The following is a 25,045-nucleotide window of genomic DNA, read 5'->3' on the forward strand; positions in this document are numbered from 1 at the left end:
GGCAGGCCCGGCGCCCACAATGCGGGGGGAATACCCCAAAAAAGAAGGCCGCTGTCACCAGGACAGCGGCCACCTTGGAGTCAACTCCGGTGTTGCAGTGCAGCGTCAGATCTGGCCGGTGCTGGAGGTCTCGTCACGCTTTTCACGCGGCGGCAGCGGCTGCTCGCCGTGCACCAGGAACCACACGTTCTCGGCGATGTTGGTGGCGTGGTCGCCCACGCGCTCCAGGTTCTTGGCCATGAACAGCAGGTGGGTGCAGGGAGTGATGTTGCGCGGGTCTTCCATCATGTAGGTCAGCAGCTCGCGGAACAGCGCGGTGTACTGCGCGTCCAGGCGCGCGTCGTCTTCGCGCAGTTCCAGCGCAGCGTCGGCGTCGTTGTCGCGGTAGGCGGCGATGGCACGGCGCACCTGCTGCGCGGCCAGCCGGCCCAGTGCACGCAGGCCCTGGATCTGCGGCAGCGGCGGCACCTTGCCCAGCGCGATCGAACGCTTGGCGACGTTGGCGGCGTAGTCGCCGATACGCTCGATGTCGGCCGGAATGCGCAGGCCGGCGAGGATCTCGCGCAGGTCGCGCGCCATCGGGCCACGCAGTGCCAGGCGCATCACGTCGTGGCTGATCTGCTGCTCAAGCGCATCGATCGCTTCGTCGTTGGCGATGATGCGATGGGCGGCGTTCTCGTCGCGCTTCTCGATCACGTCCATCGCCGCTTCCAGCTGGGCGACAGCCATCTCGCCCATGCGGACGATCTCGGCCACCAGGCGCTGCTGTTCTTCGTCGTAGCTCTTGACGATGTGGTCGTTGGGAAGATTCATGGTTGTTCCACTCTGTAGAGTCGAGCCATGCTCGACTGCCGTTGTCTGTAGAGTCGAGCCACGCTCGACTGCCGTTTCAGCCGAAGCGACCGGTGATGTAGTCCTCGGTCTGCCGCTGCGACGGCTGCGAGAAGATCACTTCGGTACGGTCGTGCTCGATCAGGTCGCCCAGGTACATGAAGGCGGTGTAGTCGGACACGCGCGCGGCCTGCTGCATGTTGTGGGTGACGATGACGATGGTGTACTCGTTCTTCAGCTCTTCCACCAGCTGCTCGATGCGGCTGGTCGAAATCGGGTCCAGCGCCGAGGTCGGCTCGTCCAGCAGCAGCACCGACGGGCGCAGGGCCACGGCACGGGCGATGCACAGGCGCTGCTGCTGGCCGCCGGACAGGCCCAGTGCGCTCTGCCCCAGCTTGTCCTTCACTTCGTCCCACAGCGCGCCCTGGCGCAGCGCCTGCTCGACGCGGTCGGCCATGTCTGCCTTGCTCAGCTTCTCGTGGTGGCGGATGCCGTAGGCCACGTTCTCGAAGATGGTCATCGGGAACGGCACCGGCTTCTGGAACACCATGCCGACCTTGCTGCGCAGGCGGTTCATCGGGTACTTCGGCGACAGGATGTTCTCGCCGTCCAGCAGCACCTCACCGCGCGCTTCCAGCTTCGGGTACAGCGCATAGATGCGGTTGAAGATGCGCAGCAGGGTCGACTTGCCGCAACCGGAGGGACCGATCAGCGCGGTCACGCGCTTTTCCGGAATTTCCAGGTTGATGCCCTTCAGGGCATGGAACTTGTCGTAGTAGAAGTCCAGTCCGCGCGCGGCAAGCTTGACCGGAGCCGGCGTGTGCAGGCTCTCGTGCGAGGACGGCACGGCGATGCGCTGCATCGGCACGGCATTGGAGAGGTCGTTCATGGCGGTTTCCACGGAAAGGTCAGTCATGGGAGATACGGTTGCGCAGCAGGATGCCGCGGGCGGCAAGGCTGACCAGCAACACGAAGACAGTCAGCACCAGGGCACCGGCCCAGGCCAGCACCTGCCAGGATTCATACGGGCTGCCGGCGAACTGGTTCATCACCACCGGCACCGAGGCCATCGGCTGGAAGATGTTGTTGTTCCAGTACTGGTTGCCGAAGGCGGTGAACAGCAGCGGCGCGGTCTCGCCGGAGATGCGCGCCAGCGCCAGCAGGATGCCGGTGATGATGCCGGCCGACGCGCTGCGGTACAGCACCTGCACGATCACCTTCCACTGCGGGATGCCCAGCGACAGCGCCGCTTCGCGCATCTGCGAGGGCACCAGGCGCAGCATTTCGTCGGTGGTGCGCACCACCACCGGCAGCACGATGAAGGCCAGCGACAGCGCACCGGCGAAGGCCGAGAAGTTACCGCCGGTCTGCATCACGTACAGGGTGTAGACGAACAGGCCAAGCACGATCGACGGTGCCGACAGCAGGATGTCGTTGACGAAGCGGACCACGGTGCCGGCCTTGCGGGCGTTGCCGTACTCGGCCAGCCAGGTGCCGGCCAGCACGCCCAGCGGGGTGCCGATGCCGATGGCCAGTGCACACATCACCGCACTGCCGAAGAAGGCGTTGGCCAGGCCGCCTTCCTGCATCGGCGGCGGTGTCATCTTGGTGAACAGATCCCAGTTGATGCCGGCCAGGCCCTTCGAGGCCAGGGTGAACAGGATCCAGCCCAGGAAGAACAGGCCGAACAGGGCGGTGGCGCAGGACGCCGTGATGGCAACGACATTGCCGATGCGGCGGCGCAGGTACAGCGAATCAGCGGTAGTGGACATCAGTTGCCCTCCTTGCGGGACAGGCGCATCAGCATCAGGCGGGCGATGGCCAGCACCACGAAGGTGACGATGAACAGGACGAAGCCGAGCAGCAGCAGCGCCGAGCGGTAGGTTTCAGTGGCTTCGCCGAAGTCGTTGGCGATCAGCGCGGCGATGGTGGTGCCCGGTTCCAGCAGCGACGGCGACAGGCGCACGCTGTTGCCGATCACGAAGGCCACCGCCATCGTCTCGCCCAGAGCGCGGCCGAGGCCGAGGAAGATGCCGCCGATCACCGCCGAGCGGGTGTAGGGCAGCACGATGTCCCAGCTCACTTCCCACTTGGTGGAACCCAGCGCATAGGCCGATTCCTTCAGGCGGGTCGGCACGGTCAGGAACACTTCGCGCATCACCGAAGAGATGAACGGGATGACCATGATGGCCAGCACGAAACCGGCGGTGAGCATGCCGATGCCCAGCGGCGGGCCCTGGAACATCGGGCCGATGATCGGCCACTCGCCCAGGGTTTCGTTGAGGAACGGGGTGACGTACTCGGTCATCACCGGCACCAGCACGAACAGGCCCCACATGCCGTAGATGATCGAGGGGATGCCGGCCAGCAGTTCGATGGCGGTGCCGACCGGCCCGCGCAGCCAGCGCGGAGCGACTTCGGTGAGGAAGAAGGCGATGCCGAAGCTGACCGGCACGGCGATGACCATCGCGATCAGTGCGGTGACCAGGGTGCCGTAGATCGGAGCGAGGGCGCCGAACTTGTTTTCGACCGGATTCCAGTCGGCGGAGAAGAAGAAGCTCAGGCCCTGCATCTGCAGGGCATGGCGGCCGCCCCACAGCATCGACAGCGCGGCGCAGGCCAGGGCGATCAGGACGAAGATGACGGTGCCGACCAGCACCCATCGGAACAGTTTGTCGTTGCGGGCATCACGCGCATCACGCGTGGACGGGGCGGCTACAGGCTGGGCGATGGCATTCATGGGGACGGCAGGGCCAGGAGGGGGCGGGGCGGTACGGCGTGGAAGCAACGGTGCCCGCGCGGGGCGGGCACCGTCGGGTCCATCACTTCAGGTCGGTCGCCCAGTAGGCCTCGATCTGCTTGACCAGCTCGGCCGGCAGCGGCACGTAGTGCAGCTCGTTGGCCTGGGCCTGGCCGTTCTCGAAGGCCCACTTGAAGAAGGCCAGGGTGTCCTGGTTGCGCTTGGCGTCCTTCGGCTGCTTCTGCATCAGCATGAAGTTGGTGGCGGTGATCGGCCACGCCTGCTCGCCCGGGGCGTTGGTGATGACCAGGTTGAAGTCCTTGGCGCTGGCCCAGTCGGCGCTGGCTGCTGCGGCGGCGAAGGTTTCCGCGCTCGGCGCGACCCAGTTGCCGGCCGCGTTCTGCATGGCGGTGTACGGCATGCCGTTCTGCAGCGCATAGGCCAGTTCGACGTAGCCGATCGAGCCCTTGATCTGCTTCACGTACGAAGCGACGCCTTCATTGCCCTTGCCACCGACGCCGTCCGGCCACTGCACCGAGGTGCCTTCGCCGACCTTGCTCTTCCACTCCGGGCTGACCTTGGACAGGTAGTTGGAGAAGTTGAAGGTGGTGCCCGAACCGTCCGAACGGTGGACCAGGGTGATCTTGCCGTCCGGCAGCTTCACGCCCGGGTTGGCGGCGACGATGGCCGGATCGTTCCAGGTCTTGACCTTGCCCAGGAAGATGTCGGCCAGCAGGGCGCCGCTCAGGCGCAGCTTGCCGGCTTCCAGGCCTTCGATGTTGACCACCGGCACCACGCCGCCGATGGCGGACGGGAACTGCGCCAGGCCGGCCTGGGCCAGCTCTTCGCTGCTCAGCGGCTTGTCCGAGGAACCGAAATCGACGGTGCCGGCCTTGATCTGGGCGATACCGCCGCCCGAACCGATCGACTGATAGTTGATCTTGGCGCCGGTGGTGGCGTTGTAGTCGGCCGACCACTTGGAGACCAGCGGGAAGATGAAGGAGGCGCCCGCGCCGGACACTTCGGCGGTCACCTTGGCACCGGCGGCGGCCGGAGCGGCGGCACCGTCGGCAGCCGGCTGCTGCGCGGCCTGCTTGTCGCCACCGCAGGCCGACAGGCCCAGGGCGATGGCCAGGGAAAGGGCGGCAAGGCCGGCCGAGTGCAGTTTCATGGTCACTCCATAGCGGGGTAGAGCCGACGTGGTCGGCGGATGCGGCTATGAAATGATGTTTTTGTTACAGCCGTATTACGACCATGACAGAGGTGTCCTGGATCACGTTCTGACAGGGGTTTCACGGGGTTGGGCCGCCCTGGGAAAGGCCCTGGAGACCCCGGATCTGCGCACCGGCATGACCGCCGGTTGGCCTGAGTAGCGTCGAGCTTGCTCGACTGCTCCCTGCCCTTGGTAGGTGCGGACCGTTGGTCCGCACGCTCACGCACCCAGCCGGGTCTTTGGCCCTTCGTAGAGTCGAGCTTGCTCGACTGCCTTTGGCCCTTCGTAGAGTCGAGCTTGCTCGACTGATGCCCGCCGCGAGCAGTCGAGCAAGCTCGACTCTACACGCCCGTGCGCCGCAAACGAGAAAGGCGCGAGATCTCGAGGATCTCGCGCCCGGTTGGGGCCGGCGGGGGAGAGAGGACCCGCCGGCCCCGTTCCTGCGGGGGAACGCTTACTTCAGGTTCTGCGACCAGTAGGTCTCGATCTGGCGCACCAGGCTGTCCGGCAGCGGCACGTAGTCCAGCTGGCGGGCCTGGGCGTCGCCGCTCTTGTAGACCCAGCGGAAGAATTCCTGGGTGGCCTTGCCGTTGGCCGCGTTCTTCGGCTTCTTGTGCACCAGGATGAAGTTGGTGGCGGTGATCGGCCAGGACTCGGCGCCCGGGGCGTTGGTCATCACCAGGTAGAAGTCCTTGGCGCTGGCCCAGTCGGCGCTGGCGGCGGCCGCGGCGAACGAGGCGTCGCTCGGCTGCACGAACTTGCCGGCGGCGTTCTTCATCGCGGTGTACGACAGCTTGTTCTGCAGCGCGTAGGACAGTTCGACGTAGCCGATACCGCCCTTGATCTGCTTCACGTAAGCGGCAACGCCTTCGTTGCCCTTGCCGCCGATGCCGGCCGGCCACTGGACCGAGGTGCCTTCACCGACCGAGCTCTTCCACTCCGGGCTGACCTTGGACAGGTAGTTGACGAAGTTGAAGGTGGTGCCCGAGCCGTCCGAACGGTGCACGACGGTGATCTTGGCGCTCGGCAGGGTCACGCCCGGGTTCAGCGCGGCGATGGCCGGGTCGTTCCAGGTCTTGATCTTGCCCAGGAAGATGTTGGCCAGCACGGTGCCGTCCAGCTTCAGCGCGCCCGGGGCGATGCCGGCCACGTTGACCACCGGCACCACGCCGCCGATCACCGACGGGAACTGGGCCAGGCCCGAAGCGGCCAGTTCTTCCGGCTTCAGCGGGGCGTCGGAGGAGCCGAAATCAACGGTCTTGGCCTTGATCTGCGCAATACCGCCGCCCGAGCCGATCGACTGGTAGTTGACCTTGTTGCTGGTGGCGGCGTTGTAGTCGGCCGACCACTTGGACATCACCGGGTAGATGAACGAGGCGCCCGCGCCGGTGATTTCAGCGGCGTTGGCGGCGAACACGGACGACGCTGCGAAGACGGCAACGGCAACGCGCGACTTGAAGGCGTGGATCACGGGGTGGCTCCTGGGTTGATTGGGATGCGGGGTTACCCGCCCGGTGCACATTCCATAACGGTTCGATGACAGCGCAGGGACCGTTGTATGACGCAACCGTTACAGCGCTGGCCGCTGCGGTTGCGGCGGAGTCCGTGAAGGTTTCGCGTGCGCTTCCAGGCTGCGCGGAAGCGCACCGCCACCCTCTATATGTCGTCATCGGAGCATCTGGACCGACGCGTGCGCATCCCGGGAATGGGCATCCGGCAGCGATGCCAGCGTCACGAACCTGGCCGCACGGCGCCGCGCTGCACGTTGAAGCCGATACATCACGCCCTGTACCGCAAGGCCTCGACACAGACCACGGCCGAATTGCGTCGTCCGCATGACCGCACGAAGAAACCTGTGTTTGGTGCGCAGTTTGTCATTCGACTGTCATGGTTTTAACGGAACGTTCGCAAAACGCTTGACCGGCCTGCCGGCGTGGCGTTCTGCCCAAGCCATTCCAACCCTCTGGAGAGATCCAAAATGCGTTCCCATTTGCTCGCCGCCGCGGTCGTTGCAAGCCTCGGTCTGGTTTCCGCCGACGCCTTCGCAGCCCCCGCCAGCTCGGGCGTTTCCCAGGCACAGCTGCAGCAGCTGCAGGCACAGATCGCCGCGCTGCAGGCCCAGGTCCAGCAGTTGCAGAACGATTCGCAGGCGCTGCAGGCGCAGTCCGACGCGCAGTCCGAAGTGAACATCACCCAGGCCCAGGCCCTGGAAACGGCGCAGAAGACCCAGACCAGCGTCGACAAGCTGGCCAAGCTGGTCAATGACAACAAGATCGGCGGTCGCATGTTCTTCGACCTGACCAACATCGACAAGACCAGCAACGGCAAGGACACCGCCGCCAGCGGCACCGGTCTGGACGTCAAGCGCTTCTACCTGACCGTCGACCACAAGTTCAACGATATCTGGTCGGCCAACCTGACCACCGACTTCCAGTACAGCTCGGCCATCGGCAACACCGAACTGTTCGTCAAGAAGGCCTACGTGCAGGGCAGCTTCGACCCGGCCTTCAACCTGCGCGTCGGTGCCGCCGACATGCCGTGGATTCCGTACGTCGAGAAGTTCTACGGCATGCGTTATGTCGAGAACACCCTGACCGACCGCCTGAAGTACGGCAACTCGTCCGACTGGGGCCTGCATGGCTTCGGCAACCTGGGCAACAACTTCAACTACGCCGTCTCGGTGGTGTCCGGCGCCGGCTACAAGAACCCGACCCGCAGCAAGGGCATGGACGTGGAAGGCCGCGTGGCCTACACCCCGAACGAGAACTTCGTGGTCGCCGTCGGTGGCTACAGCGGCAAGCTGGGCAAGGAAACCGACATCCAGAGCGCCGAGAACACCTACACCCGCGCCAACGCGATGGTGGCCTACGCCGACAGCGACTTCCGTGTCGGTGGTGAGTACTTCCAGGCCAAGAACCTCAACAACGTGACGACCGTTGCCACCGACAAATCCAGCGGCTGGTCGGTGTGGGGCAGCGTGCGCGTGACCGACGGCGGCATCAACGTGTTCGGTCGTTACGATGACACCGACGTCAGCAAGACCCTGGACCCGACCCTGGGTGACAAGTACTGGAACGTCGGTGTCGAGTTCCCGGTCATGAAGAACCTCAAGCTGTCGACCGTGTACAAGTACACGCATCTGGCCAACGCCAGCGACAAGAAGAACGACAAGACCAAGGAATTCGGCGTCTGGGGCGACCTGTCGTTCTGATTGCCTGAAGCACCCTTGCTGGAAATGACGACGGCGGGCCTTGTGCCCGCCGTCTTCGTTTGATCACACACCGGGTGCCGCGTCACGCCGGCGCGGTGGTCTTTTCCTTGAACCGGCACAGGTCGGCGATCACGCAGCCCGGGCAATCCGGCTTGCGCGCCTTGCACACATAGCGTCCGTGCAGGATCAGCCAGTGATGCGCGTCGAGCAGGAACTCGGACGGAATCACCTTCACCAGCTTGTCTTCCACCTCGCGCACGTTCTTGCCCGGGGCCAGGCCGGTACGGTTGGCCACGCGGAAGATATGCGTATCCACCGCCATCACCGGTTCACCGAACGCGGTGTTGAGCACGACGTTGGCGGTCTTGCGGCCGACGCCGGGCAGCGCTTCCAGTGCGTCGCGATCGCGCGGCACTTCACCACCATGCTTGTCCAGCAGGATCGCGCAGGTGGCGATCACGTTCTTCGCCTTGGCGTTGAACAGGCCGATGGTGGCGATGTACTGCTTCAGTCCGTCTTCGCCCAGCGCGAGGATCTTCGCCGGCGTGTTGGCCACCGGGAACAGGCGACGGGTGGCCTTGTTGACGCCGACGTCGGTAGCCTGCGCCGACAGCGCGACCGCCACCAGCAGCTCGAACGGCGAGCTGTATTCCAGTTCGGTCTTCGGGTGCGGGTTGAGTTCGCGCAGGCGGGTGAACATCTCCACCACGTCGGCGCGCGGCATCGCGCCGGCACGGCGCGCCGGTGCGCGCGGGGTCTTCTTCGCGGTGGCCATTACTGCTCCTTGCCGCTGGCGCGGGCCTTGGCCCGGGCGAGGATGGCGGCCGCCGCAGCGGGCAGGGCGGGCTTCACATCCGGCGCCGGCGCCGGCGTGCGTCGTGCGTCGCGCTCGGCCTCGCGTCGTGCCAGGCGCACCGCACGGGCGCGGTAACGCTCGCGCGCGGCCCAGGCCGTGTGCAGCTGCTGCTGGGCCTGTTGCAGGCGCTGCGGAAGCTCTGGGTGGCCGGGCAGCAACTGTTCGTCACCGGCAAGGGCCACATAGTCCATCAGCCCGGCCTGCAGGGCGCCATCGAGATCGTCTGCCTGGACCCGGGCGAACAGCTGCGCGGGGTTGGGTCGGGATGCCATGGCGTCAGCGGTTCTGGAAGGCCGGCGGGCGGCGCTGCAGGAAGGCGCTGGTGCCTTCGCGCATGTCCTCGGTGGCGAACAGCAGGCCGAACTGCGCGCTCTCGTATTCCAGGCCGGCCTCCAGGCTGCATTCGCCGCCCACGTGCACCGCATCGAGCAGGCCACGCAGGGCCAGCGGTGCCGAGCGCGCCAGCTGGCGGGCGACATCCTGGACGCGATCGTCCAGCGCGTCGGCCGGCACCACTTCGTTGACGATGCCCAGTTCCAGCGCACGCGCGGCGGTGATCGGTGCACCCAGCAGGCACAGCTCCAGAGTGGCGGCGCGACCGCACAGGCGCAGCAGGCGCTGGCTGCCGCCGAAGCCGGGAATCAGGCCGAGGTTGATCTCCGGTTGGCCGACCTTGGCGGTATCGGCGGCAATGCGCAGGTGGCAGGCCATCGCCAGCTCCAGGCCGCCGCCCAACGCAAAACCGTTCACGCGGGCGATCACCGGCTTGGGCATGCGTTCGATCTGGCGCATCAGGGCCTGGCCCAGCAGCGAGAAATCACGTCCCTGAACCGCGCTGAGTGTGTTCATCTCCGTGATGTCGGCGCCGGCCACGAAGGCCTTCGGGCCGGCACCGGTCAGCACCACCACGCGCACGTCCGGGTCGGCGGCGGCGGCGCTGAACGCCTCGGCCAGGGCCTGCAGGGTCGCGGCATTGAGGGCGTTGAGCTTGTCCGGGCGCTGGACGGTCACGGTGCGGATGGCGCCGTCGTCGGCGACAGCGATCAGGGCATCGGCCACGGGGAAACTCCTGGAACGTTAAAAAAAAGTGATATTGAACTCTGCAAACGCAGACGGGTCATAGCCTGCATCGTGAGTAGCGGTTACACGTTGCGCCCGTTATCCTAACCCGTCGCCTCAGGGCGGCGCAGAACGTCCCTGAGTTACCACCCCTGGAGAACTGTTTGATGAAGTTGCGTTCTATCGCGGTCGCCGTCGCGGCCCTGGCCCTGACGGGCAATGCCTTCGCCCAGGACGTTTCGTCCGAAAAGGGCAAGCTGAGCTACTACTTCGGTTACGACTACGGTAACAACCTGGCGGAGCTGACCGGTCGCGGTGAGCAGCTGGACATCAACTCGGTGGTGAAGGGTCTGCAGGACGCCTACGCCAAGAAGCAGCCGGCGATCACCGCCGAGCAGCTGAAGCCGGCCGTTGAAGCGTTCCAGAAGCGCGAGCAGGGCCGTGCCCAGGCCGCCAAGGCCGAGTACGAAAAGGCTGCTGCCGAAAACAAGACCAAGAGCGATCAGTTCATCGCGGCGAACAAGGCCAAGGCCGGCGTGCAGTCCCTGCCGAGCGGCGTGCAGTACCGCGTGATCGAAGCCGGCAAGGGTGCCAAGCCGACCCAGGCCAGCACCGTGCAGCTGGAAGTGGCCGGTCCGTTCCCGTACGGCCAGCGCCCGACCGAAGCCCGCCCGGCCCAGCAGATCCCGTCGATCAAGGTCAGCGAAGTCGAAATGAAGGCCATGCGCGAGACCCTGCTGCAGATGCCGGCAGGCTCGAAGTGGGAAGTCACCCTGCCGCCGGACCAGGCCTACGGTGCCGACCCGCGCACCCCGTTCCCGCCGAACGTGGCTGTGCAGTTCGAGATCAAGCTGGTCAGCGTCAAGTAAATCGAAGCAGCAAACCCAACGCGCCGGTGATCCCACCGGCGCGTTTTTGTTTGCGCAAATCCCGCCCAATCGCGCTACTGTTGACGGGTGCAAACAATGGAAGAATCGGCGCGTGTTGTCGCAAGTCCCTGCATCGGAGTGTGCACGCTGGATCCGCACCGGCAATGCACCGGCTGCGGGCGGAACCTCGACGAAATCGCGCGGTGGTCGTCGATGAGTAATGACGAACGCAGCCGCATCCTGCATCGCGTGCAACCGTTGCGTGCGCAGCTTCAGCAGTCGCTTCGCGGCTCGCTGGCCGACCCCGAACGATTGATGCGCGCGCTGCATCCGTTGGCCGATCCCCCGGCCGGCGATGGCTGGAACCGCAGTGAACTGATCGATCTGTTGCCGCCTGGGCCTCCCGTGGAAGCGGCGGTGCTGGCCGGTATCGTGCCGCGCGCCAACGGCGCCCAGGTGATTCTCACCCGCCGTACCGAAACACTGCGTACGCATGGTGGCCAGGTCGGCTTCCCCGGTGGCCGCACCGAACCTGACGACCGCGACGCGCTGGCGGCCGCACTGCGCGAAAGCCAGGAAGAAATCGCATTGGCGCCAGGCCAGGTGCAGGCACTGGGGTATCTGGATCCCTTCGTGACGATTACCGGCTACCGGGTCACCCCGGTGGTGGCGGTGGTCGATCCGGACTTCGTGCCGATACCGCAGCCCAGCGAAGTGGCCGAGGTGTTCGAGGTGCCGCTGGACTACTTGATGGCTGCCGACAATCTGCGCCAGGTCGAAATCAACCATCGTGGCCGCATCCGCCACGTCCTCGAATACGGCTGGCCGGGCCAGCGCATCTGGGGCGCCACCGCGGCCATTCTCTACAACCTGCGTCGCCGCCTGGAGCAAGTGCAATGAAGCCGATCGATCCGCCGTGGACCACCCTGGTCGATGTCGCCACCCTGGCCGCTGCAATGGGCGAGGGCGTGCGCGTGGTCGATGCGCGCGCCACCGCCAGCACCGCCGTGCGCGTGGTCGATGCGCGGGCCTCGCTGGCCGATCCGCAGGCAGGTGGTGGCCAGTATCTGGCAGGGCATGTGCCGGGTGCGGTGCATGCCGATCTCAATCGTGACCTGTCCGATCTGTCGCGCGTCGGCCATGGTCGCCACCCGTTGCCGGACAGCGATGCCTTTGCCGCCAAGCTTGGCCAGTGGGGCATCGGCCCCGACACCCAGGTGGTGGTCTACGACGGCAGCGACGGCAGCATGGCCGCCTCGCGCCTGTGGTGGCTGCTGCGCCTGATCGGGCATGGCAAGGTCGCCGTGCTCGACGGCGGCATCGCCGCCTGGCAGGCGGCCGGCCATGCACTGGCGACCGGCCAGGAAACGGTAGCAGTGCTGCCCGCCTATCCAGGCCGTTTCGACACCGCGCAGATCGCCAATGCCGATGAAATCAGCGCACGCCTGAAGCACGCACCGGGTTGGCTGGTCGATGCGCGCGCCGGCGAGCGTTTCCGTGGCGAGGTGGAGCCGCTGGACCCGGTGGCCGGACACGTGCCGGGGGCGGTCAACCGTCCGTTCGCCTTGAACGTGCTCGACGGCCGCCTGCGCGATGCACAGGAACTGCGCGCCGAACTGCAGGGCGTGATCGGCAATCGCGATCCAGAACAGGTGGTGTTGATGTGCGGCTCCGGCGTGACCGCCTGCCATCTGCTGCTGGCGATGGAAAGTGCGGGCCTGAGCGGCGCGCGCATCTATGCCGATTCCTGGAGTGGCTGGGTCAGCGACAGCAGCCGTCCGGTTGCCACTGGCGCTTGAGCGATCCGAGCAACAAGCAGTCGAGCATGGCTCGACTCTACAAAGGCACCCTTCAATCGATTCGACCCCGTGCCGACCAACGGTCGGCACCCACCAACAGCAGCGGGAAACTATCGAAGGCGGGGTGGGTCCGGTTGCGAGGGTGTCCGCGGCATGGATGCCGCGGCCAAGCCCCCATGGACGGGTTTACGGCGTCCCTCGCAACCGGACCCACCCCGCCATCCCACGGAATGCCAGCGTTTGACGTTGACGTTGCCTCTGCGGGTGCAGGGCGCAGCCCTGCCGCTCACCCAACAGGCTGCAACGGCACCTTCGCCAGCACCCGCGCCCACGGGAACAGCGGCCCCGGATCGCGCTTGCGCGCCACCGTCAGTGCCGGATCATCACTGGCCGGCACCTGCTCCCGGTCCAGCTGGTCGTGTCCGGCAATCCGCCGCAGCGACGGGTAGCGCGCCACCAGCGCCAGCAGCAGCCGCTCCAGCGCCTCCAGCTGCGCCTCGGTGTAGGCCTCCTCCATCGCCTGATGGCGGCTGTCGAACCAGTGCGGGTAGCGCCCGGTATTGACCAGTTCGATGCCCAGCGTATGCGTGTTCATGCCGCGCACGTGGTGGGCCACCCGCTCCGGCGCCACGTACTGCACCACGCGGCCATCGCGGTCGATGTAGAAATGCCCGCTGTTGCCGGCACCGCTCTCGTACAGCACGCGCTCGCCGTACTCGCGGGCCATGGCCAGGTCGGGCAGCTCAGTGCAGTGGATCACCACCATCTCCAGCGTGGCCGGGTCGCGCAGCGGCAGGCGGTCGTGGTAGGGCAGGGGCTGCAGCTGCAGGCCGGGCAGGAGCGGATTGGGCATCCGGCGATGCTAGCATTGCGGCATGAACCTGCCTTCCCTTTCCTCGCCGGTGCGCGCGCACGGAGCCTGTGCATGAGCCGCGGCCACTGCATCCTGTCCCACGGCTTCGAGAGCGGCCCGGGGGCGATCAAGGTGACCGCGCTGGCTGAGGTGGCACAGCGTCTGGGCTGGAGCCACGAGCGCCCCGACTACACCGATCTGGACGCCATGAGCGAGATCAGCCGGGTAGGCGATGTGCCGACCCGACTGCGCCGCCTGGTCGAGCGCGCTGCCGTTGCCGCCCGGCAGGGCCCGGTGGTGCTGGCCGGGTCGAGCCTGGGCGGCTACATCTCCGCCCTGGCCTCGCTGCAGGTGCCGGTGGCCGGCCTGTTCCTGATGGTGCCGCCGACCACCATGGGTCCGATGCCGGCGCTGGATGCTGCCGCGGTGCCGACCACCGTGGTGCAGGCCTGGCATGACGACGTGGTCCCGGCCGCCGGGGTGATCGCCTGGGCACAGGCGCGCGCGGCGCAGCTGCTGCTGGTTGACGACGGGCACCGCCTGGAGCACCACGTGGAGGCCTCCGCGCAGGCCTTCGAGCGTCTGCTGCGGCAACTGTGAAGCCCGGGCGCACGGCGCGCCCGCCCGCTTTGACTACAATGGCAGCCCCGCCGCCCCTGGCGCGGGCCTGCCGGCCGTGCTGCGGCCCTCCTTTCCGACCGGCCCGGCCCCTGTGCCGCGCCCGACCACCTGCGAACCGATCCCGTGAAATTCTTCGTCTCCTGCGCCAAGGGCCTGGAATACCTGCTTGCCGATGAACTGTCGGCCCTGGGCCTTGGCAAGGCCACTGCCACCATTGCCGGCGTCAACGCCGAGGGCGAACTGGAGCAGGCGCTGCGGATCGTGATGTGGTCGCGCCTGGCCAGCCGCGTGCTGTGGCCGATCGACGAGTTCGACTGCCCGGACGAGCAGGCCCTGTATGACGGCGTGCGCGCGCTGCCGTGGCACGAGCACATCAAGCCGGAGATGACCCTGGCGGTGGATGCGCACGTGTCCGGCGACAAGATCACCCATGCGCGCTTCGCCGCACAACGGATCAAGGACGCCATCGTCGACCGCATGCGCGATGAGGGCCTGGAACGCCCGTCGGTCAACACCGACCTGCCGGACGTGCGCGTGAACCTGTCGCTGCGCAAGGGCCGTGCTTCGCTGTCGATCGACCTCGGCGGTGGCCCGTTGCACCGTCGTGGCTGGCGTGGTGCCGCCCACGAGGCGCCGCTGAAGGAAAACCTGGCCGCCGCGCTGCTGCTGCGCGCGCAGTGGCCGCGCCTGCACGCTGCCGGTGGTGGCCTGCTGGACCCGATGTGCGGCAGCGGCACCCTGCTGATCGAAGGCGCGCTGATGGCCGCTGACGTGGCTCCCGGCCTGATGCGCCATGGCAGCCTGCCGCCGAGCCGCTGGCTGGGCTTCGACAAGGCGGCCTGGAAGACCATCCAGAGCGAAGCGCGCGAGCGCGAAGCCGCCGGCCTGGCTGCGCTGAAGCCGGTCATCCATGGCAGCGACATCGATCCGACCGCGATCCAGGCCGCCCGCGAGAACGCGGAAGTGGCCGGTGTGGCCCACGCCATCCGCTTCACCCGTGCCGACGTGGCCGATCTGGCCGCGCCGGAGCAGGAAATCGGCGCGGTGGTCTGCAACCCGCCCTACGACGAGCGCCTGGCCGCCGACCCGGCGCTGTACCGCGCGCTGGGCAATGCCCTGCAGAAGGCGGTGCCGCAGTGGCGCGCCAGCCTGCTGTGCGGCAACGACGAACTGGCCTTTGCCACCGGCCTGCGCGCCGGCAAGAAGTACCAGATGTTCAACGGTGCGCTGGAATGCGCGCTGATCGTCTGCGATCCGATCGCTGTGCCGGGCCGTGACCCGGCGCAGCCGCGCGAGCTGAGCGAAGGCGCGCAGATGGTGGCCAACCGCCTGCGCAAGAACCTGAAGAAGTTCAAGAGCTGGCGCGCGCGCGAGGACATCACCTGCTTCCGCGCCTACGACGCGGACCTGCCGGAGTACGCGGCCGCCATCGACGTCTACGAGGAAGACGGTGGCAAGCACCGTACCTTCCTGCATGTGCAGGAATACGCGGCACCGGCGGCGATTCCGGAGAACGACGTGCGCCGTCGCCGCAACGAACTGCTGGCCGCCGCGCGTGAAGTGTTCGGCGTGCCGCCGGAACAGGTCTCGATGAAGTCGCGCGAGCGCGGCAAGGGCGGCAGCAAGTACGGTCGTTTCGAGCAGCGCGATGAGTTCATCGTGGTGCGCGAGAACAACGCGCTGCTGCAGGTGAACCTGTTCGACTATCTGGACACCGGCCTGTTCCTCGACCATCGCCCGCTGCGCCGGATGATGGCCGAGCAGGTGCGTGGCAAGCGCTTCCTCAACCTGTTCTGCTACACCGGCGTGGCCAGCGTGCAGGCCGCCGTGGCTGGTGCGGCCAGCACCACCAGCGTCGACCTTTCGGCGACCTACCTGCAGTGGTGCTACGACAACCTGGCCTTGAACGGGCAGGGCGGCAACCAGCACCTGCTGGTGCAGGCCGATGCGATGGCCTGGCTGGAAGGCGACCGTGGCCAGTATGACGTGATCTTCTGCGATCCGCCGACGTTCTCCAACTCGGCGCGTGCCGACGACTTCGACGTGCAGCGCGAGCAGCTGAAGCTGCTGCGCGCGGCCGTGGCGCGGCTGGCGCCCGGCGGCGTGCTGTACTTCTCCAACAACTTCCGCCGCTTCAAGCTGGAAGAGAACGCCATCGCCGAGTTCGCCCAGTGCCGCGAGATCACCGCGCGCACCATCGGCCCGGACTTCGAGCGCAATGCGCGCATCCACCGCGCGTGGGAGCTGAAGCGGTTGGGGTAACCCCGGCGGAAAAACACCGGTAGTGCCGGCCGCTGGCCGGCAACGGGGTCAGATCCTCAGAAGGTTCATGGGATGCCGGCCAGCGGCCGGCACTACCCATATCTGGCCGGTAGATCCACGCCGTGCGTGGATGGCGTTTACACCAGCGCCACCACCAGCCCCAGCACCGGCAACGCGATCGCCAGCGGCGCGATCCACGTTGGCCGATACGGGTACAACCCGAACGACAGCGCCACGCCACCCACCGTCATCGCGCCAAGCCACAGCACCGGGCCCATCGCCCAGCCGTGGTCGGCCACGCACAGTGCGAAGGCCACCGTCAGCAACGCCCAGCCCAGCACCCGCCATTGCGTGCGCCGTGCCGGTGCGGCAGCGGCCTTGCCATGCAGATCGTGCTGGTGCTTTTCCATCGCCAGCGACAATGCGGTGAACGCAGAGAACGACAGCGTCAGTGCCAGCAGCATCATGCGCCGGCCTCCGCTTCGGTCGTTTCAATCTGCGTCTTGGACGCAGCTGCCTCCGCAGCACGCTTCTTCTTCTCGGCCGCACTCAGCGGCGGCGTCCAGCGCTGCATGCGCCAGCCGCACATCGCCAGCATCGCGCCGAAGGCAATCATCGACAGATCGACGCCGGCCAGCACCCAGTCACCGTTGCGCAGGGTGACGCCGAGGTGGGCGTGCGTGGTCAGCGCGTTGACCACCGGCACCAGCGCGAACGCGGCCGCGCCCAGGTACAGCTGCCACGCCCACATCATCCGCTTGGGCCAGATGAAGGCGGCCAGCAGTGCCGCGCCCCAGGCATAGAAGAACACGTTGGCCTCGGCGCTGGAACGCTCGGCGATGTCCAGCGGCAGCAGGCGGTTGCCCCAGAAGTAGGCCGCGAAGGCGATCGGCAGGCCGGCCACGGTGCCGATGTTCAGCGCATCGACCAGGCGCAGGCCGAAGCCGGTGCGCCCGCTCTTGGCATGCTTCGGCCGTTCCTTCACCGCCCACAGCACCACGCCACTGGCTACCATCAGGCAGCCGACCAGGCCGGACAGGAAGAACAACGCGCGCAGGCCCCAGTCGGCGAAGCGGGCCAGGTGCAGGCCGTACAGCACGCCACGAGTGGCGGTGGCGCCACCGGACGGCGGCGTTTCTTCCAGCAGCGCACCGCTGACCATGTTGTAGCGCACGGCCGGAGTGTCGGTGGACAGGCGCTTGCCGTCGCGCTGGCGGATGTCGATCACCGCATTGGCCGCGCCCGGATTGGAGACGGTGAAGCCGGCCACTTCCACGCCGTGCCAGTGTGCGCGTGCGCTGTCCAGCAGCTGTGCGATCGGCAACGGGGTGGCGCGCCCTTCGGCCGGCGCGGTCACCTCCGGCATGCCACCGAAGGCCTCGAAGAAGAACTTGTCCTCATCCTGCGGGTAGGCCACCTTCACCCCCCACGGCAGGTACATGATCATCAGGGTGACGATGCCGGTGTAGGTGATCATCGCGTGGTAGGGCAGTGCCATCACCGCGCTGACGTTGTGGAAATCCAGCCAGGAACGCAGGCCCTTGTCCTTGCGGAAGGTGAAGAAGTCCTTGAAGATTTTCTTGTGGGTGATGACGCCGGTGATGATCGCCACCAGCATGAACATCGCGCAGAAGCCGACCAGGTAGCGCGCCCACAACACCGGGATGTAGTGCAGGTCGAAGTGCAGGCGGTAGAAGAAGTCGCCACCACGGGTCTCGCGCGCCTTCAATGCCTGGCCGGTGTTCGGGTCCAGGGTGGCATCACCGAAGCCACCGCGGCGGCCACGGCTGGAGTCGGCCAGTTCCGGCGGCAGCCGCCAGAACATCTGCATGGCTGGGTTGCGCGGCTGCGGCAGGGTGACGAACCAGTTCTCAGCCTGGCTGGCATTGGCCTGCAGGTAGTCCACCGCGCGCTGCGCGGCCACATCGATGCTGACCTTGTTGGCCGGCAGCTCCGGGCGCATCCAGCGGCTGATTTCCTCGCGGTAGTAGCTGGCGGTGCCGGCCATGAAGATCAGCAGCAGCAACCAGCCGACCAGCAGCCCGGTCCAGGTGTGCAGCCAGGCCATCGACTGGCGGAATCCGTTCTTCATGCCCAGGCTCCCATCAGTCGCGCGATGCCGGCCATCAGCAGGGTGGGGGCGAGGATGCCGACCCAGGCGCGCAACGCGCTGCGGGTGGCAAACGCCCACAGTGCGGCGCAGGCGGCAACCAGGATCGCCAGCAGCATGCCGGTCAGCACGGTCTGGCCGCGTGCGCCGGGCAGGGCCACCGCGCAGAACACGCTGGTCATCGAGGCCAGCGCATAGCCGCCGAAGATCGCGGCCAGCGAACGTGACAGCACGCCCCAGCGCGGGTTGGAGAAGAAGGGGCGGGGGCTGGCGGTTGCGGGCGAGCGGTCCACGGCGATCCTGCAGGTTTCAAGGGAAGAAGGCCGGCGCACCGAAGCGCGCCGGGGTTGGCCATCCGTGGCCGGGTGCCGGTCGCAGAACCGGCGCCATCCATCGGGGTCAGAGCTTCCAGCGCAGCGTCACGGTGACGTTGCGTGGTTCGCCCCAGTACACGCCGTTGTAGAAACCGACGTTGTTGAAGTACTTCTTGTCCAGCAGGTTGTTGATGTTCAGCTGGGCGCTGAAGTTTTCGTTGAAGCGGTAGCCGCCGGCGAGGTTGAGCAGATGGAACGCGTCCTGGGTGATGTTGGCCTTGCTGCGATCGGCCTTGGTGCTGGTGTTCCAGATGCGGCTCTGCCAGGTCACGCCACCGCCCAGCCAGAAGCGGCCATCGATGCCGCCGGGGCGCCAGCTGGTGTTGAGCCGGAAGGTGTCCTGCGGGGCGGTGGTCCGCTGTAGCACGCCGTCCTTGTTGCGGATGACGGTATGGGCGAAGCCGGCCGAAATGTTCCACTGCTCGCCGATGCTGCCCTGGGTCTCGATCTCCCAGCCCTTCACCTTGTTGCCCTTGCCGGTGGAGCGATAGGCCTGGCTGCCGTCGGGCAGTGAGTTCACCGGCACCGAATCATCAATCTCGGCGACGTTGTCCTGCTTGCCTTCGAACACGGCGGCCGAGGCATTGAGCAGGCCGCCGAAGAACTCGGCCTTGACGCCTGCTTCGTACATGTTGCCGACCACCGGCTCCAGATAATTGCCGTTGCGATCGCGGTAGTTCTGCGGCTTGAAGATGTCGGTGTAGCTGACATAGCCGCTGAAAATGGAGTTGAAGTCGTAGATCAGGCCGGCATACGGGGTGAGCATGTCGTCCGGCCGGTAGCCGGTGCGGGTGGTGCGGTTGCGGTTGCCGTCGGCATCGTAGCCATAGGCCCAGCTGCGGGTTTCCCAGCTGCCATAGCGCGCGCCGATCACGGCCAGCAACGGATCGGCCAGGCGCAGGCGTGCGGCGACATAGGCTGCACGCTGGCGCAGTTCATTCTGCGATGACAGGCGGCCGAGGCGGGTGACGGGCAGCACCGGCACCTCGCCGGTCCAATGGCGCCAGTCCGGCACCATGGCATAGGCATCGTCATAGTCGAAATCCATGCCTTCCGATTCGCCCTTGCGCACCGCCTGGCCGAGCCCGAACACCAGTTCGTGCTCGCGGCCGAACAGCTGGAACGGGCCACCGACATTGACGTCGAACACGTCCATCGTGCTGTGTTCGTTGAAGTGCGAGATGTAGGCGGTGATGCCGCTGCCATCGGCGCGCGGGTTGCCGGCCGCGCCGTACCAGACGCTGCCATCGGTATCGCGCACGGCGTGGCTGAAGTTGCCCTTCACCGACCAGCCGTTGCCCAGCTGCTGCTCCAAACGCGCGAAGCTGGTCTTTTCCACGATCGGCCAGGCGCTCCACGAGGCCGACAGATTGGTCGAGCGTGGCAGGTTGGCCGGCGCGCCATCGGCGCCCCAGTACGGCACCACGCCCCAGGTCACGCCGGTGGTGCGCGGCGACTGATACTCGTAGCCCACCTCGAACAGCGTGCTGTCGCTCAGGTCGGCCTGCACGATGCCGTAGAACACGTCCTTGTCCAGCGCATAGACATCACGGAACGAATCGCTCTGCTGCTTGGCCGCGACCACGCGCGCACGGATGCGTCCGTCCCAGGCGACTGGGCCACCCAGGTCGGCTTCCAGGCGGCGGTTGTTCCAGCGGCCCACGGTGAGGTTGGCGCCCATCTGGAAGGTATCGGTGGGACGCTTGCGGATCATGCTGATGGTGCCGGACGGATCGCCGGCGCCGGTGGTCAGGCCGGTGGCACCCCGGATCACTTCGATACGCTCGTAGATCACGTTGTCGGTGTTGGTCTTGACCGAGCCACCGAAGGTGTTGAGCATGCCATCGATCTGGAAGTTCTCGATGGTGTAGCCGCGCGAGACATAGTTGATGCGCTCGCTGTCGGTGACCGACACGCTGACCCCGGTCACCTGGCCCATCACGTCCGACAGCGAGAACAGACCCATGTCGTCCAGGCGCTGGCGGGTGATCACCGTCACCGACTGCGGCGTTTCGCGCAGCGACAGGTCCAGCTTGGTCGCACTGCGCGCGCCCTTGACCGTATAGCTGTTGGGCATCTCGCCGTCGGCGGTCACCTTCACCGTATCGAGCGTGCGCGCGGAAGGATCGGCGGTGCCGTCGGCGTGGGCCAGCGGAGCGATCATCAGTGCGGTCACGGCCAGAGCCAGCAGAGTAGGACGGGGGGAGTTGAGCGGCGTTGCCATCGGTGCGGTTCCATGCAGGACGAAACAGGCGATGGAATGCGCAGACGCAGCAGCCGTGCGCTTCGCGCACGTCGCCCAGCGAGTCCCATCGACGGGGCGCCACCCGCGCAGTGCGGGCGACCCGGTAGTCGGGGGATGTACACGGGCGAAGGGGCGGGTGGGTGCGTGCTTCCGTGCCCCGCTTGGCTAAGCGTACAACCGATCAGCAAATGATAGGCATTCGCATTTCGTTAATCAAGCGTGAGGGCGGCATTCGCCGGCGCAGGGTGTACCTCAGAAGCGGAAGAGGACAGTCGCGGCGTGCAGCAGCAGGCCGATCAGGCCGCCGACCAGGGTGCCGTTGAAGCGGATGAACTGCAGGTCGCGGCCCACGCTCAGTTCCAGCTGTTCGACCAGGTGCCGCTCGTCCCAGCCCTTCACGGTCTGCGCGATATGCGTGGTCACGCCCTCGCGCAGGCGCCCGGTCAGACGTTGCGCACCTTCCAGAAGATGCTGGTTCAGCGCGTCGCGCAGGGCCGGATCGGCCTGCAGGCTGGCACCGAGCGAACCCAGGCTGCGCTGCAGGTGGCCGACCAGTGCCGAATCCTCACGCTGCAGGTCCGCGCGCAGGCTGGCGTGGATGCGCGCCCACAGGCCCTGCACGTAGTCCTGCAGCGCCGGGTGGTCGATCATTTCCTGTTTGAGCTGCTCGATGCGCTCGGCCAGCGCCGGATCCTCGCGCAGGCGCTGCACGTAGTTCTGCAGCCAGGTCTCGTAGTCCTGGCGCAGCGGGTGCTCCGGTTCGCCCAGTACCTGCTGCAGTTCTTCGAGCACCGCACGCGCCAGGCGTTCGGCCAGGCTGTCGCCGATCTCGTCGATCGGCTTGACCCAGTTCACCGTGCTCGACAGCGTCGGCCATTCGCGCTGGATGTAGCGCACGATCAGCTGCGAGGCGCGCTCCTTCACTTCCGGCTGCTCCAGCCAGCGCCCCAGCCGTTGCAGGCCTTCGTCCAGCACGCGCTGGTGGCGTCCATCGGCGGTCAGCAGGGCCAGCAGTTCGCCGGCGGTGGCGGCGGCATTCCACTGCCGCAGCTGCTGTACCACGAAGGCATGCAGCTGCCGGCGTACGGCCGTCTCATCGAAGAAATCCAGCGCCTGCAATGCCCAGCCGCGGGCCATGTCGGCCAGCATCCGCGAGCGCGCCGGGTCGGCCAGCCAGCTGCCGAGGCGGCTGGCCGGATCGAACACTTGCAGCTTGGCCAGCAGCACGCCCGGTTCCAGGAACTGGTCGCGCACGAACAGGGCCAGGCTGTCGCCGATGCGTTCCTTGCTGCGTGGGATGATCGCGGTGTGTGGAATCGGCAGGCCCATCGGCCGCCGGAACAGGGCAACGACGGCGAACCAGTCGGCCAGCGCACCGACCGCCGCGGCCTCGCAGAAGGCCGAGACCCAGGCCCAGATGCCGCGCTCGCCCTGCCAGTGGCTGACCGCGAAACCGGCCAGCATCAACAGCAGCAGGCCCAGCGCGAGGGCTTTCAGGCGCCGCAGCTGGGCGCGGCGCGGATCATTGGCAAGCGTCATGCCGGAAGTCTAACCGCCAGTAGTGCCGGCCGCTGGCCGGCAACGACAACGCACCGGGAACGTTCATGGGGTTGCCGGCCAGCGGCCGGCACTACCGCAGGGTTCAGAGCGCTTCGAGCTGCTTGCGCAGCGCGGCCAGCTGCGCGCGCAGGGTATCGTTCTCGCGGGTCAGGGCAACCACGCGGCGGCGCAGCGCCGGTGCGTCCTCACCCAGCTGCTCCAGCGCCGACAGCACGTCGGCATCGCGGCTGGCGATCTCGTCCTCGTCCGCTTCCTCGAAGTCCATCTCGGCCGGTTCAGGCTTCGGTGCGCGCGGCTTGCGCTTGGACTCGCGCACGCGCTTGGCGGCCTGCTTCAACTCGTCCTTGCCGCCGGCAGCGGCGGCGCGTTGCTCGTCTTCCGGCAGATCGGCCACGGCGGCAGCAGCGCTGATCGAGATCACACCGGCTTTGACCGCTTCCACCACTTCGGCGGCGGCCTGGGCATGGATGCGTTCGATCATGCCGACCTGGCTGGTGCTCAGCTTGGCTTCGCGGGCCAGTTCGGCGCGGCTGATTTTCGGTGCCGGTTCCCACGGCGGGCTGTCTTCGCCGCCCTCGTCGGCGATGTCGGCGGTGCCATCGCTTTCGCGCTGCAGCTGGGCCTGCTCGACCTGCTTGCGGGCGGCCAGGATGTCGCGCTTGCGCAACGCCAGCACGCCACGCTGGAAATCGGACACGCTGCGCCGGCCCAGGTGCTGCTCGATCATCCACAGGTGCACGTCTTCCATGCTCTGGAAGCGGGTGTTCTGCACGGTGTTGAACGGCAGGCCGTGCTTGCGGCAGATGCCGAAGCGGTTGTGGCCATCAACCAGCACGTCGCCCCACAGCACCAGCGCATCGCGGCAGCCTTCGGCCAGGATGCTGCGCTCCAGCGCGTCATGTTCGTCCGCGGTCAGCGGGTCGATATAGGCCTTGAGTTCTTCTTTGACGACGATATCCATGGGCACGGCAACGAGCAGGAGCGGAACCGCCCATTGTACCTGCTCGCCAGCGCCGGCCCGGGCTCAGGCGGTGGCCCGGATCATCTCGCTCAGGGTGCCGGTGATCTGGTCGATCTGCGCCTTGTCCACGATCAGCGGCGGCGACAACGCGATGATGTCGCCGGTACAGCGCACCAGCAGCCGGCCGTCGTGGAAGCAGCGCCGGAACACCTCGTAGCCGCGGCTGCCGGGCATGTCCCGGCGTGGCGCCAGCTCGACCGCTCCGACCAGCCCGAAGTTGCGGATGTCGATCACATTGGGCAGGCCCTGCAACGCATGCAGCGATTCCTGCCAGTATTCGCCCAGTTCGATGGCACGTTCGAACAGGCGCTCCTCGGCGTAGACCTCCAGTGTGGCCAGGGCCGCCGCGCAGGCCAGCGGGTGGCCGGAATAGGTGTAGCCGTGGAACAGTTCGATGGCCTGTGGCGGTGCCTGCATCAAGGTGGCATGCACGGCGTCGCTGACCAGCACGCCGCCCAGTGGCACCGCGCCGTTGCTGACCGCCTTGGCGAAGGTCAGCAGGTCCGGCGTGACCCCGAAACGCTGCGCGGCGAAGGGCATGCCGACCCGGCCGAAGCCGGTGATGACCTCGTCGAACACCAGCAGGATGCCGTGGTGGTCGCACAGCTCGCGCAGGCGCTGCAGGTAACCCGGCGCGGGCAGGATCACCCCGGCCGAGCCTGCGATGGGCTCGACGAACACGGCCGCAATCGTCGAGGCATCGTGCAGGGCGATCAGCCGTTCCAGGTCATCGGCCAGTTCAGCGCCCTGGCGCGGCAGGCCTCTGCTGAACGCATTGCGCTGCAGGTCCAGGGTGTGCCGCAGGTAATCAACGCCGCCCAGCTGCAGGCCGAAGGCCCTGCGGTTGTTGGGCAGCCCGCCCAGCGCCATGCCACCGAAACCCACGCCGTGGTAGGCCTTCTCGCGGCTGATGAAGCGTGTGCGCTGGCCCTCGCCGCGCTGGCGGTGGTAGGCCAGCACCGTCTTCATCGCGGTGTCCACCGCTTCGGAGCCCGAGCTGGTGAAGAACACATGGTTCAGCGGCGTCGGCGCCAGTGCGGCCAACCGCTGCGCCAGCGCGAACGCCGGTGGCGAGCCCATCTGGAACGCAGGCGAGTAGTCCAGCGTGCGCGCCTGCTCGATGATGGCGTTGACGATCCGTGGGCGCGCATGGCCGGCATTGCAGCACCACAGGCCGGCCGTGCCATCGAGGATCCGGCGGCCGTCGACATCCTCGTAGTGCATGCCCTCGGCCCGCACCAGCAGGCGCGGCGCGGCCTTGTACTGGCGGTTGGCGGTGAACGGCATCCAGTACGCCTCCAGTGACTCGGGGCGCTGGGTGGCGAGGTCGTGCAGGTCGCTTTCAGGGCGCTTCATGCCGGCTCCATCGGGTCCGATAGGGTGAATGTAGCGCAGCCGCGTCACGGCGGAGTCGCGGCCAC

The 25,045-nt window shown here is 67.1% G+C and carries 23 protein-coding genes; 6 read left to right on the forward strand and 17 right to left on the reverse strand.

The window, feature by feature from the left end:
- Positions 1 to 105: 105 nt before the first annotated feature.
- The 6 genes from phoU to pstS (C9412_RS03770) form a co-directional block, all read right to left on the reverse strand.
- Positions 106 to 813: a phosphate signaling complex protein PhoU gene (phoU, locus tag C9412_RS03745; RefSeq protein WP_049444209.1), complete on the reverse strand. Its 708-nt coding sequence runs from the start codon at positions 811 to 813 to the stop codon at positions 106 to 108.
- A 76-nt stretch (positions 814 to 889) separates the two neighbouring features.
- Positions 890 to 1,720, reverse strand: coding sequence for a phosphate ABC transporter ATP-binding protein PstB (gene pstB, locus C9412_RS03750; protein ID WP_057498350.1), 831 nt, complete (start codon positions 1,718 to 1,720; stop codon positions 890 to 892).
- 19 nt (positions 1,721 to 1,739) lie between these two features.
- On the reverse strand, positions 1,740 to 2,603 hold the full coding sequence (pstA, locus tag C9412_RS03755; protein ID WP_032127902.1) for a phosphate ABC transporter permease PstA: 864 nt from the start codon (positions 2,601 to 2,603) through the stop codon (positions 1,740 to 1,742).
- Positions 2,603 to 3,571, reverse strand: a complete 969-nt coding sequence (gene pstC, locus C9412_RS03760; RefSeq protein ID WP_008267250.1) for a phosphate ABC transporter permease subunit PstC — start codon at positions 3,569 to 3,571, stop codon at positions 2,603 to 2,605. Before pstC ends, pstA begins: the two co-directional genes overlap by 1 nt.
- Before the next feature lie 82 nt (positions 3,572 to 3,653).
- Entirely contained in the window at positions 3,654 to 4,742 is a 1,089-nt protein-coding gene (gene pstS / locus C9412_RS03765; RefSeq protein WP_107230370.1) for a phosphate ABC transporter substrate-binding protein PstS, read from the reverse strand.
- A gap of 496 nt (positions 4,743 to 5,238) precedes the next feature.
- Entirely contained in the window at positions 5,239 to 6,255 is a 1,017-nt protein-coding gene (pstS, locus tag C9412_RS03770; RefSeq protein WP_014036550.1) for a phosphate ABC transporter substrate-binding protein PstS, read from the reverse strand.
- A 507-nt stretch (positions 6,256 to 6,762) separates the two neighbouring features.
- Here pstS (C9412_RS03770) and C9412_RS03775 point away from each other — a divergent pair.
- The gene (locus C9412_RS03775) at positions 6,763 to 7,995 is read left to right on the forward strand and encodes a porin (RefSeq protein WP_107230371.1); all 1,233 of its coding nucleotides are present in this window, start codon (positions 6,763 to 6,765) and stop codon (positions 7,993 to 7,995) included.
- A gap of 82 nt (positions 7,996 to 8,077) precedes the next feature.
- On the opposite strand, the gene nth is transcribed toward C9412_RS03775, so the two are convergent.
- Genes nth through C9412_RS03790 form a run of 3 tightly spaced genes read right to left on the reverse strand, consistent with a single transcriptional unit; the run spans position 8,078 to position 9,910 of the window.
- Positions 8,078 to 8,770, reverse strand: coding sequence for an endonuclease III (nth, locus tag C9412_RS03780; protein WP_107230372.1), 693 nt, complete (start codon positions 8,768 to 8,770; stop codon positions 8,078 to 8,080).
- Positions 8,770 to 9,123: a hypothetical protein gene (locus C9412_RS03785; RefSeq protein WP_107230373.1), complete on the reverse strand. Its 354-nt coding sequence runs from the start codon at positions 9,121 to 9,123 to the stop codon at positions 8,770 to 8,772. The genes nth and C9412_RS03785 overlap by 1 nt, the downstream gene beginning before the upstream one ends.
- Before the next feature lie 4 nt (positions 9,124 to 9,127).
- Complete coding sequence (locus C9412_RS03790) at positions 9,128 to 9,910, reverse strand: enoyl-CoA hydratase-related protein (protein WP_107230374.1); 783 nt, start codon at positions 9,908 to 9,910, stop codon at positions 9,128 to 9,130.
- Positions 9,911 to 10,077: 167 nt separating this feature from the next.
- Between C9412_RS03790 and C9412_RS03795 the strand changes: the two genes are divergently transcribed.
- From C9412_RS03795 to C9412_RS03805, 3 genes are all read left to right on the forward strand, one after another.
- Positions 10,078 to 10,779, forward strand: a complete 702-nt coding sequence (locus C9412_RS03795) for an FKBP-type peptidyl-prolyl cis-trans isomerase N-terminal domain-containing protein (protein ID WP_005408797.1) — start codon at positions 10,078 to 10,080, stop codon at positions 10,777 to 10,779.
- A 96-nt stretch (positions 10,780 to 10,875) separates the two neighbouring features.
- Positions 10,876 to 11,679: a CoA pyrophosphatase gene (locus C9412_RS03800; RefSeq protein ID WP_107230375.1), complete on the forward strand. Its 804-nt coding sequence runs from the start codon at positions 10,876 to 10,878 to the stop codon at positions 11,677 to 11,679.
- A complete protein-coding gene (locus C9412_RS03805) occupies positions 11,676 to 12,578 on the forward strand; it encodes a sulfurtransferase (protein WP_107230376.1) in 903 nt (300 codons plus the stop codon). Before C9412_RS03800 ends, C9412_RS03805 begins: the two co-directional genes overlap by 4 nt.
- Before the next feature lie 286 nt (positions 12,579 to 12,864).
- Here the strand turns inward: C9412_RS03805 and C9412_RS03815 are convergent, their stop codons facing one another.
- Complete coding sequence (locus tag C9412_RS03815; RefSeq protein ID WP_107230377.1) at positions 12,865 to 13,431, reverse strand: N-acetylmuramoyl-L-alanine amidase; 567 nt, start codon at positions 13,429 to 13,431, stop codon at positions 12,865 to 12,867.
- A gap of 72 nt (positions 13,432 to 13,503) precedes the next feature.
- On the opposite strand from C9412_RS03815, the gene C9412_RS03820 reads away from it, so the two are divergent.
- Together C9412_RS03820 and rlmKL are read left to right on the forward strand one after the other, a co-directional pair.
- A complete protein-coding gene (locus C9412_RS03820; protein WP_107230378.1) occupies positions 13,504 to 14,031 on the forward strand; it encodes a YqiA/YcfP family alpha/beta fold hydrolase in 528 nt (175 codons plus the stop codon).
- A gap of 144 nt (positions 14,032 to 14,175) precedes the next feature.
- Positions 14,176 to 16,314, forward strand: coding sequence for a bifunctional 23S rRNA (guanine(2069)-N(7))-methyltransferase RlmK/23S rRNA (guanine(2445)-N(2))-methyltransferase RlmL (gene rlmKL / locus C9412_RS03825; RefSeq protein ID WP_107230379.1), 2,139 nt, complete (start codon positions 14,176 to 14,178; stop codon positions 16,312 to 16,314).
- 137 nt (positions 16,315 to 16,451) lie between these two features.
- Here the strand turns inward: rlmKL and C9412_RS03830 are convergent, their stop codons facing one another.
- The 7 genes from C9412_RS03830 to C9412_RS03860 form a co-directional block, all read right to left on the reverse strand.
- Complete coding sequence (locus C9412_RS03830; RefSeq protein ID WP_107230380.1) at positions 16,452 to 16,781, reverse strand: DUF3325 domain-containing protein; 330 nt, start codon at positions 16,779 to 16,781, stop codon at positions 16,452 to 16,454.
- The gene (locus tag C9412_RS03835) at positions 16,778 to 18,406 is read right to left on the reverse strand and encodes a PepSY-associated TM helix domain-containing protein (protein ID WP_107230381.1); all 1,629 of its coding nucleotides are present in this window, start codon (positions 18,404 to 18,406) and stop codon (positions 16,778 to 16,780) included. The genes C9412_RS03830 and C9412_RS03835 overlap by 4 nt, the downstream gene beginning before the upstream one ends.
- Complete coding sequence (locus C9412_RS03840; RefSeq protein ID WP_107230382.1) at positions 18,403 to 18,717, reverse strand: DUF3649 domain-containing protein; 315 nt, start codon at positions 18,715 to 18,717, stop codon at positions 18,403 to 18,405. The genes C9412_RS03835 and C9412_RS03840 overlap by 4 nt, the downstream gene beginning before the upstream one ends.
- A gap of 106 nt (positions 18,718 to 18,823) precedes the next feature.
- On the reverse strand, positions 18,824 to 21,022 hold the full coding sequence (locus tag C9412_RS03845; RefSeq protein WP_107230383.1) for a TonB-dependent siderophore receptor: 2,199 nt from the start codon (positions 21,020 to 21,022) through the stop codon (positions 18,824 to 18,826).
- Positions 21,023 to 21,295: 273 nt separating this feature from the next.
- Positions 21,296 to 22,582 (reverse strand): DUF445 family protein, encoded by a 1,287-nt coding sequence (locus tag C9412_RS03850; RefSeq protein ID WP_107230384.1) that lies wholly within the window; start codon positions 22,580 to 22,582, stop codon positions 21,296 to 21,298.
- A 103-nt stretch (positions 22,583 to 22,685) separates the two neighbouring features.
- The gene (locus C9412_RS03855) at positions 22,686 to 23,564 is read right to left on the reverse strand and encodes a plasmid replication/partition related protein (protein WP_107230385.1); all 879 of its coding nucleotides are present in this window, start codon (positions 23,562 to 23,564) and stop codon (positions 22,686 to 22,688) included.
- A 63-nt stretch (positions 23,565 to 23,627) separates the two neighbouring features.
- Entirely contained in the window at positions 23,628 to 24,980 is a 1,353-nt protein-coding gene (locus tag C9412_RS03860; RefSeq protein WP_107230386.1) for an aspartate aminotransferase family protein, read from the reverse strand.
- Positions 24,981 to 25,045: the final 65 nt, after the last annotated feature.

This window comes from Stenotrophomonas sp. Nf1 (genome assembly GCF_003028475.1).
In the GTDB taxonomy this organism is placed as follows: Bacteria; Pseudomonadota; Gammaproteobacteria; order Xanthomonadales; family Xanthomonadaceae; genus Stenotrophomonas.

What these genes read in the sequence shown, in the direction of transcription:
- phoU (WP_049444209.1), bottom strand. Translation starts at nt 813, where the DNA reads ATGAATCTTCCCAACGACCACATCGTCAAGAGCTACGACGAAGAACAG.
- pstB (WP_057498350.1), bottom strand. Translation starts at nt 1,720, where the DNA reads ATGAACGACCTCTCCAATGCCGTGCCGATGCAGCGCATCGCCGTGCCG.
- pstA (WP_032127902.1), bottom strand. Translation starts at nt 2,603, where the DNA reads ATGTCCACTACCGCTGATTCGCTGTACCTGCGCCGCCGCATCGGCAAT.
- pstC (WP_008267250.1), bottom strand. Translation starts at nt 3,571, where the DNA reads ATGAATGCCATCGCCCAGCCTGTAGCCGCCCCGTCCACGCGTGATGCG.
- pstS (WP_107230370.1), bottom strand. Translation starts at nt 4,742, where the DNA reads ATGAAACTGCACTCGGCCGGCCTTGCCGCCCTTTCCCTGGCCATCGCC.
- C9412_RS03775 (WP_107230371.1), top strand. Translation starts at nt 6,763, where the DNA reads ATGCGTTCCCATTTGCTCGCCGCCGCGGTCGTTGCAAGCCTCGGTCTG.
- nth (WP_107230372.1), bottom strand. Translation starts at nt 8,770, where the DNA reads ATGGCCACCGCGAAGAAGACCCCGCGCGCACCGGCGCGCCGTGCCGGC.
- C9412_RS03785 (WP_107230373.1), bottom strand. Translation starts at nt 9,123, where the DNA reads ATGGCATCCCGACCCAACCCCGCGCAGCTGTTCGCCCGGGTCCAGGCA.
- C9412_RS03795 (WP_005408797.1), top strand. Translation starts at nt 10,078, where the DNA reads ATGAAGTTGCGTTCTATCGCGGTCGCCGTCGCGGCCCTGGCCCTGACG.
- C9412_RS03800 (WP_107230375.1), top strand. Translation starts at nt 10,876, where the DNA reads ATGGAAGAATCGGCGCGTGTTGTCGCAAGTCCCTGCATCGGAGTGTGC.
- C9412_RS03805 (WP_107230376.1), top strand. Translation starts at nt 11,676, where the DNA reads ATGAAGCCGATCGATCCGCCGTGGACCACCCTGGTCGATGTCGCCACC.
- C9412_RS03815 (WP_107230377.1), bottom strand. Translation starts at nt 13,431, where the DNA reads ATGCCCAATCCGCTCCTGCCCGGCCTGCAGCTGCAGCCCCTGCCCTAC.
- C9412_RS03820 (WP_107230378.1), top strand. Translation starts at nt 13,504, where the DNA reads ATGAGCCGCGGCCACTGCATCCTGTCCCACGGCTTCGAGAGCGGCCCG.
- C9412_RS03830 (WP_107230380.1), bottom strand. Translation starts at nt 16,781, where the DNA reads ATGATGCTGCTGGCACTGACGCTGTCGTTCTCTGCGTTCACCGCATTG.
- C9412_RS03835 (WP_107230381.1), bottom strand. Translation starts at nt 18,406, where the DNA reads ATGAAGAACGGATTCCGCCAGTCGATGGCCTGGCTGCACACCTGGACC.
- C9412_RS03845 (WP_107230383.1), bottom strand. Translation starts at nt 21,022, where the DNA reads ATGGCAACGCCGCTCAACTCCCCCCGTCCTACTCTGCTGGCTCTGGCC.
- C9412_RS03850 (WP_107230384.1), bottom strand. Translation starts at nt 22,582, where the DNA reads ATGACGCTTGCCAATGATCCGCGCCGCGCCCAGCTGCGGCGCCTGAAA.
- C9412_RS03855 (WP_107230385.1), bottom strand. Translation starts at nt 23,564, where the DNA reads ATGGATATCGTCGTCAAAGAAGAACTCAAGGCCTATATCGACCCGCTG.
- C9412_RS03860 (WP_107230386.1), bottom strand. Translation starts at nt 24,980, where the DNA reads ATGAAGCGCCCTGAAAGCGACCTGCACGACCTCGCCACCCAGCGCCCC.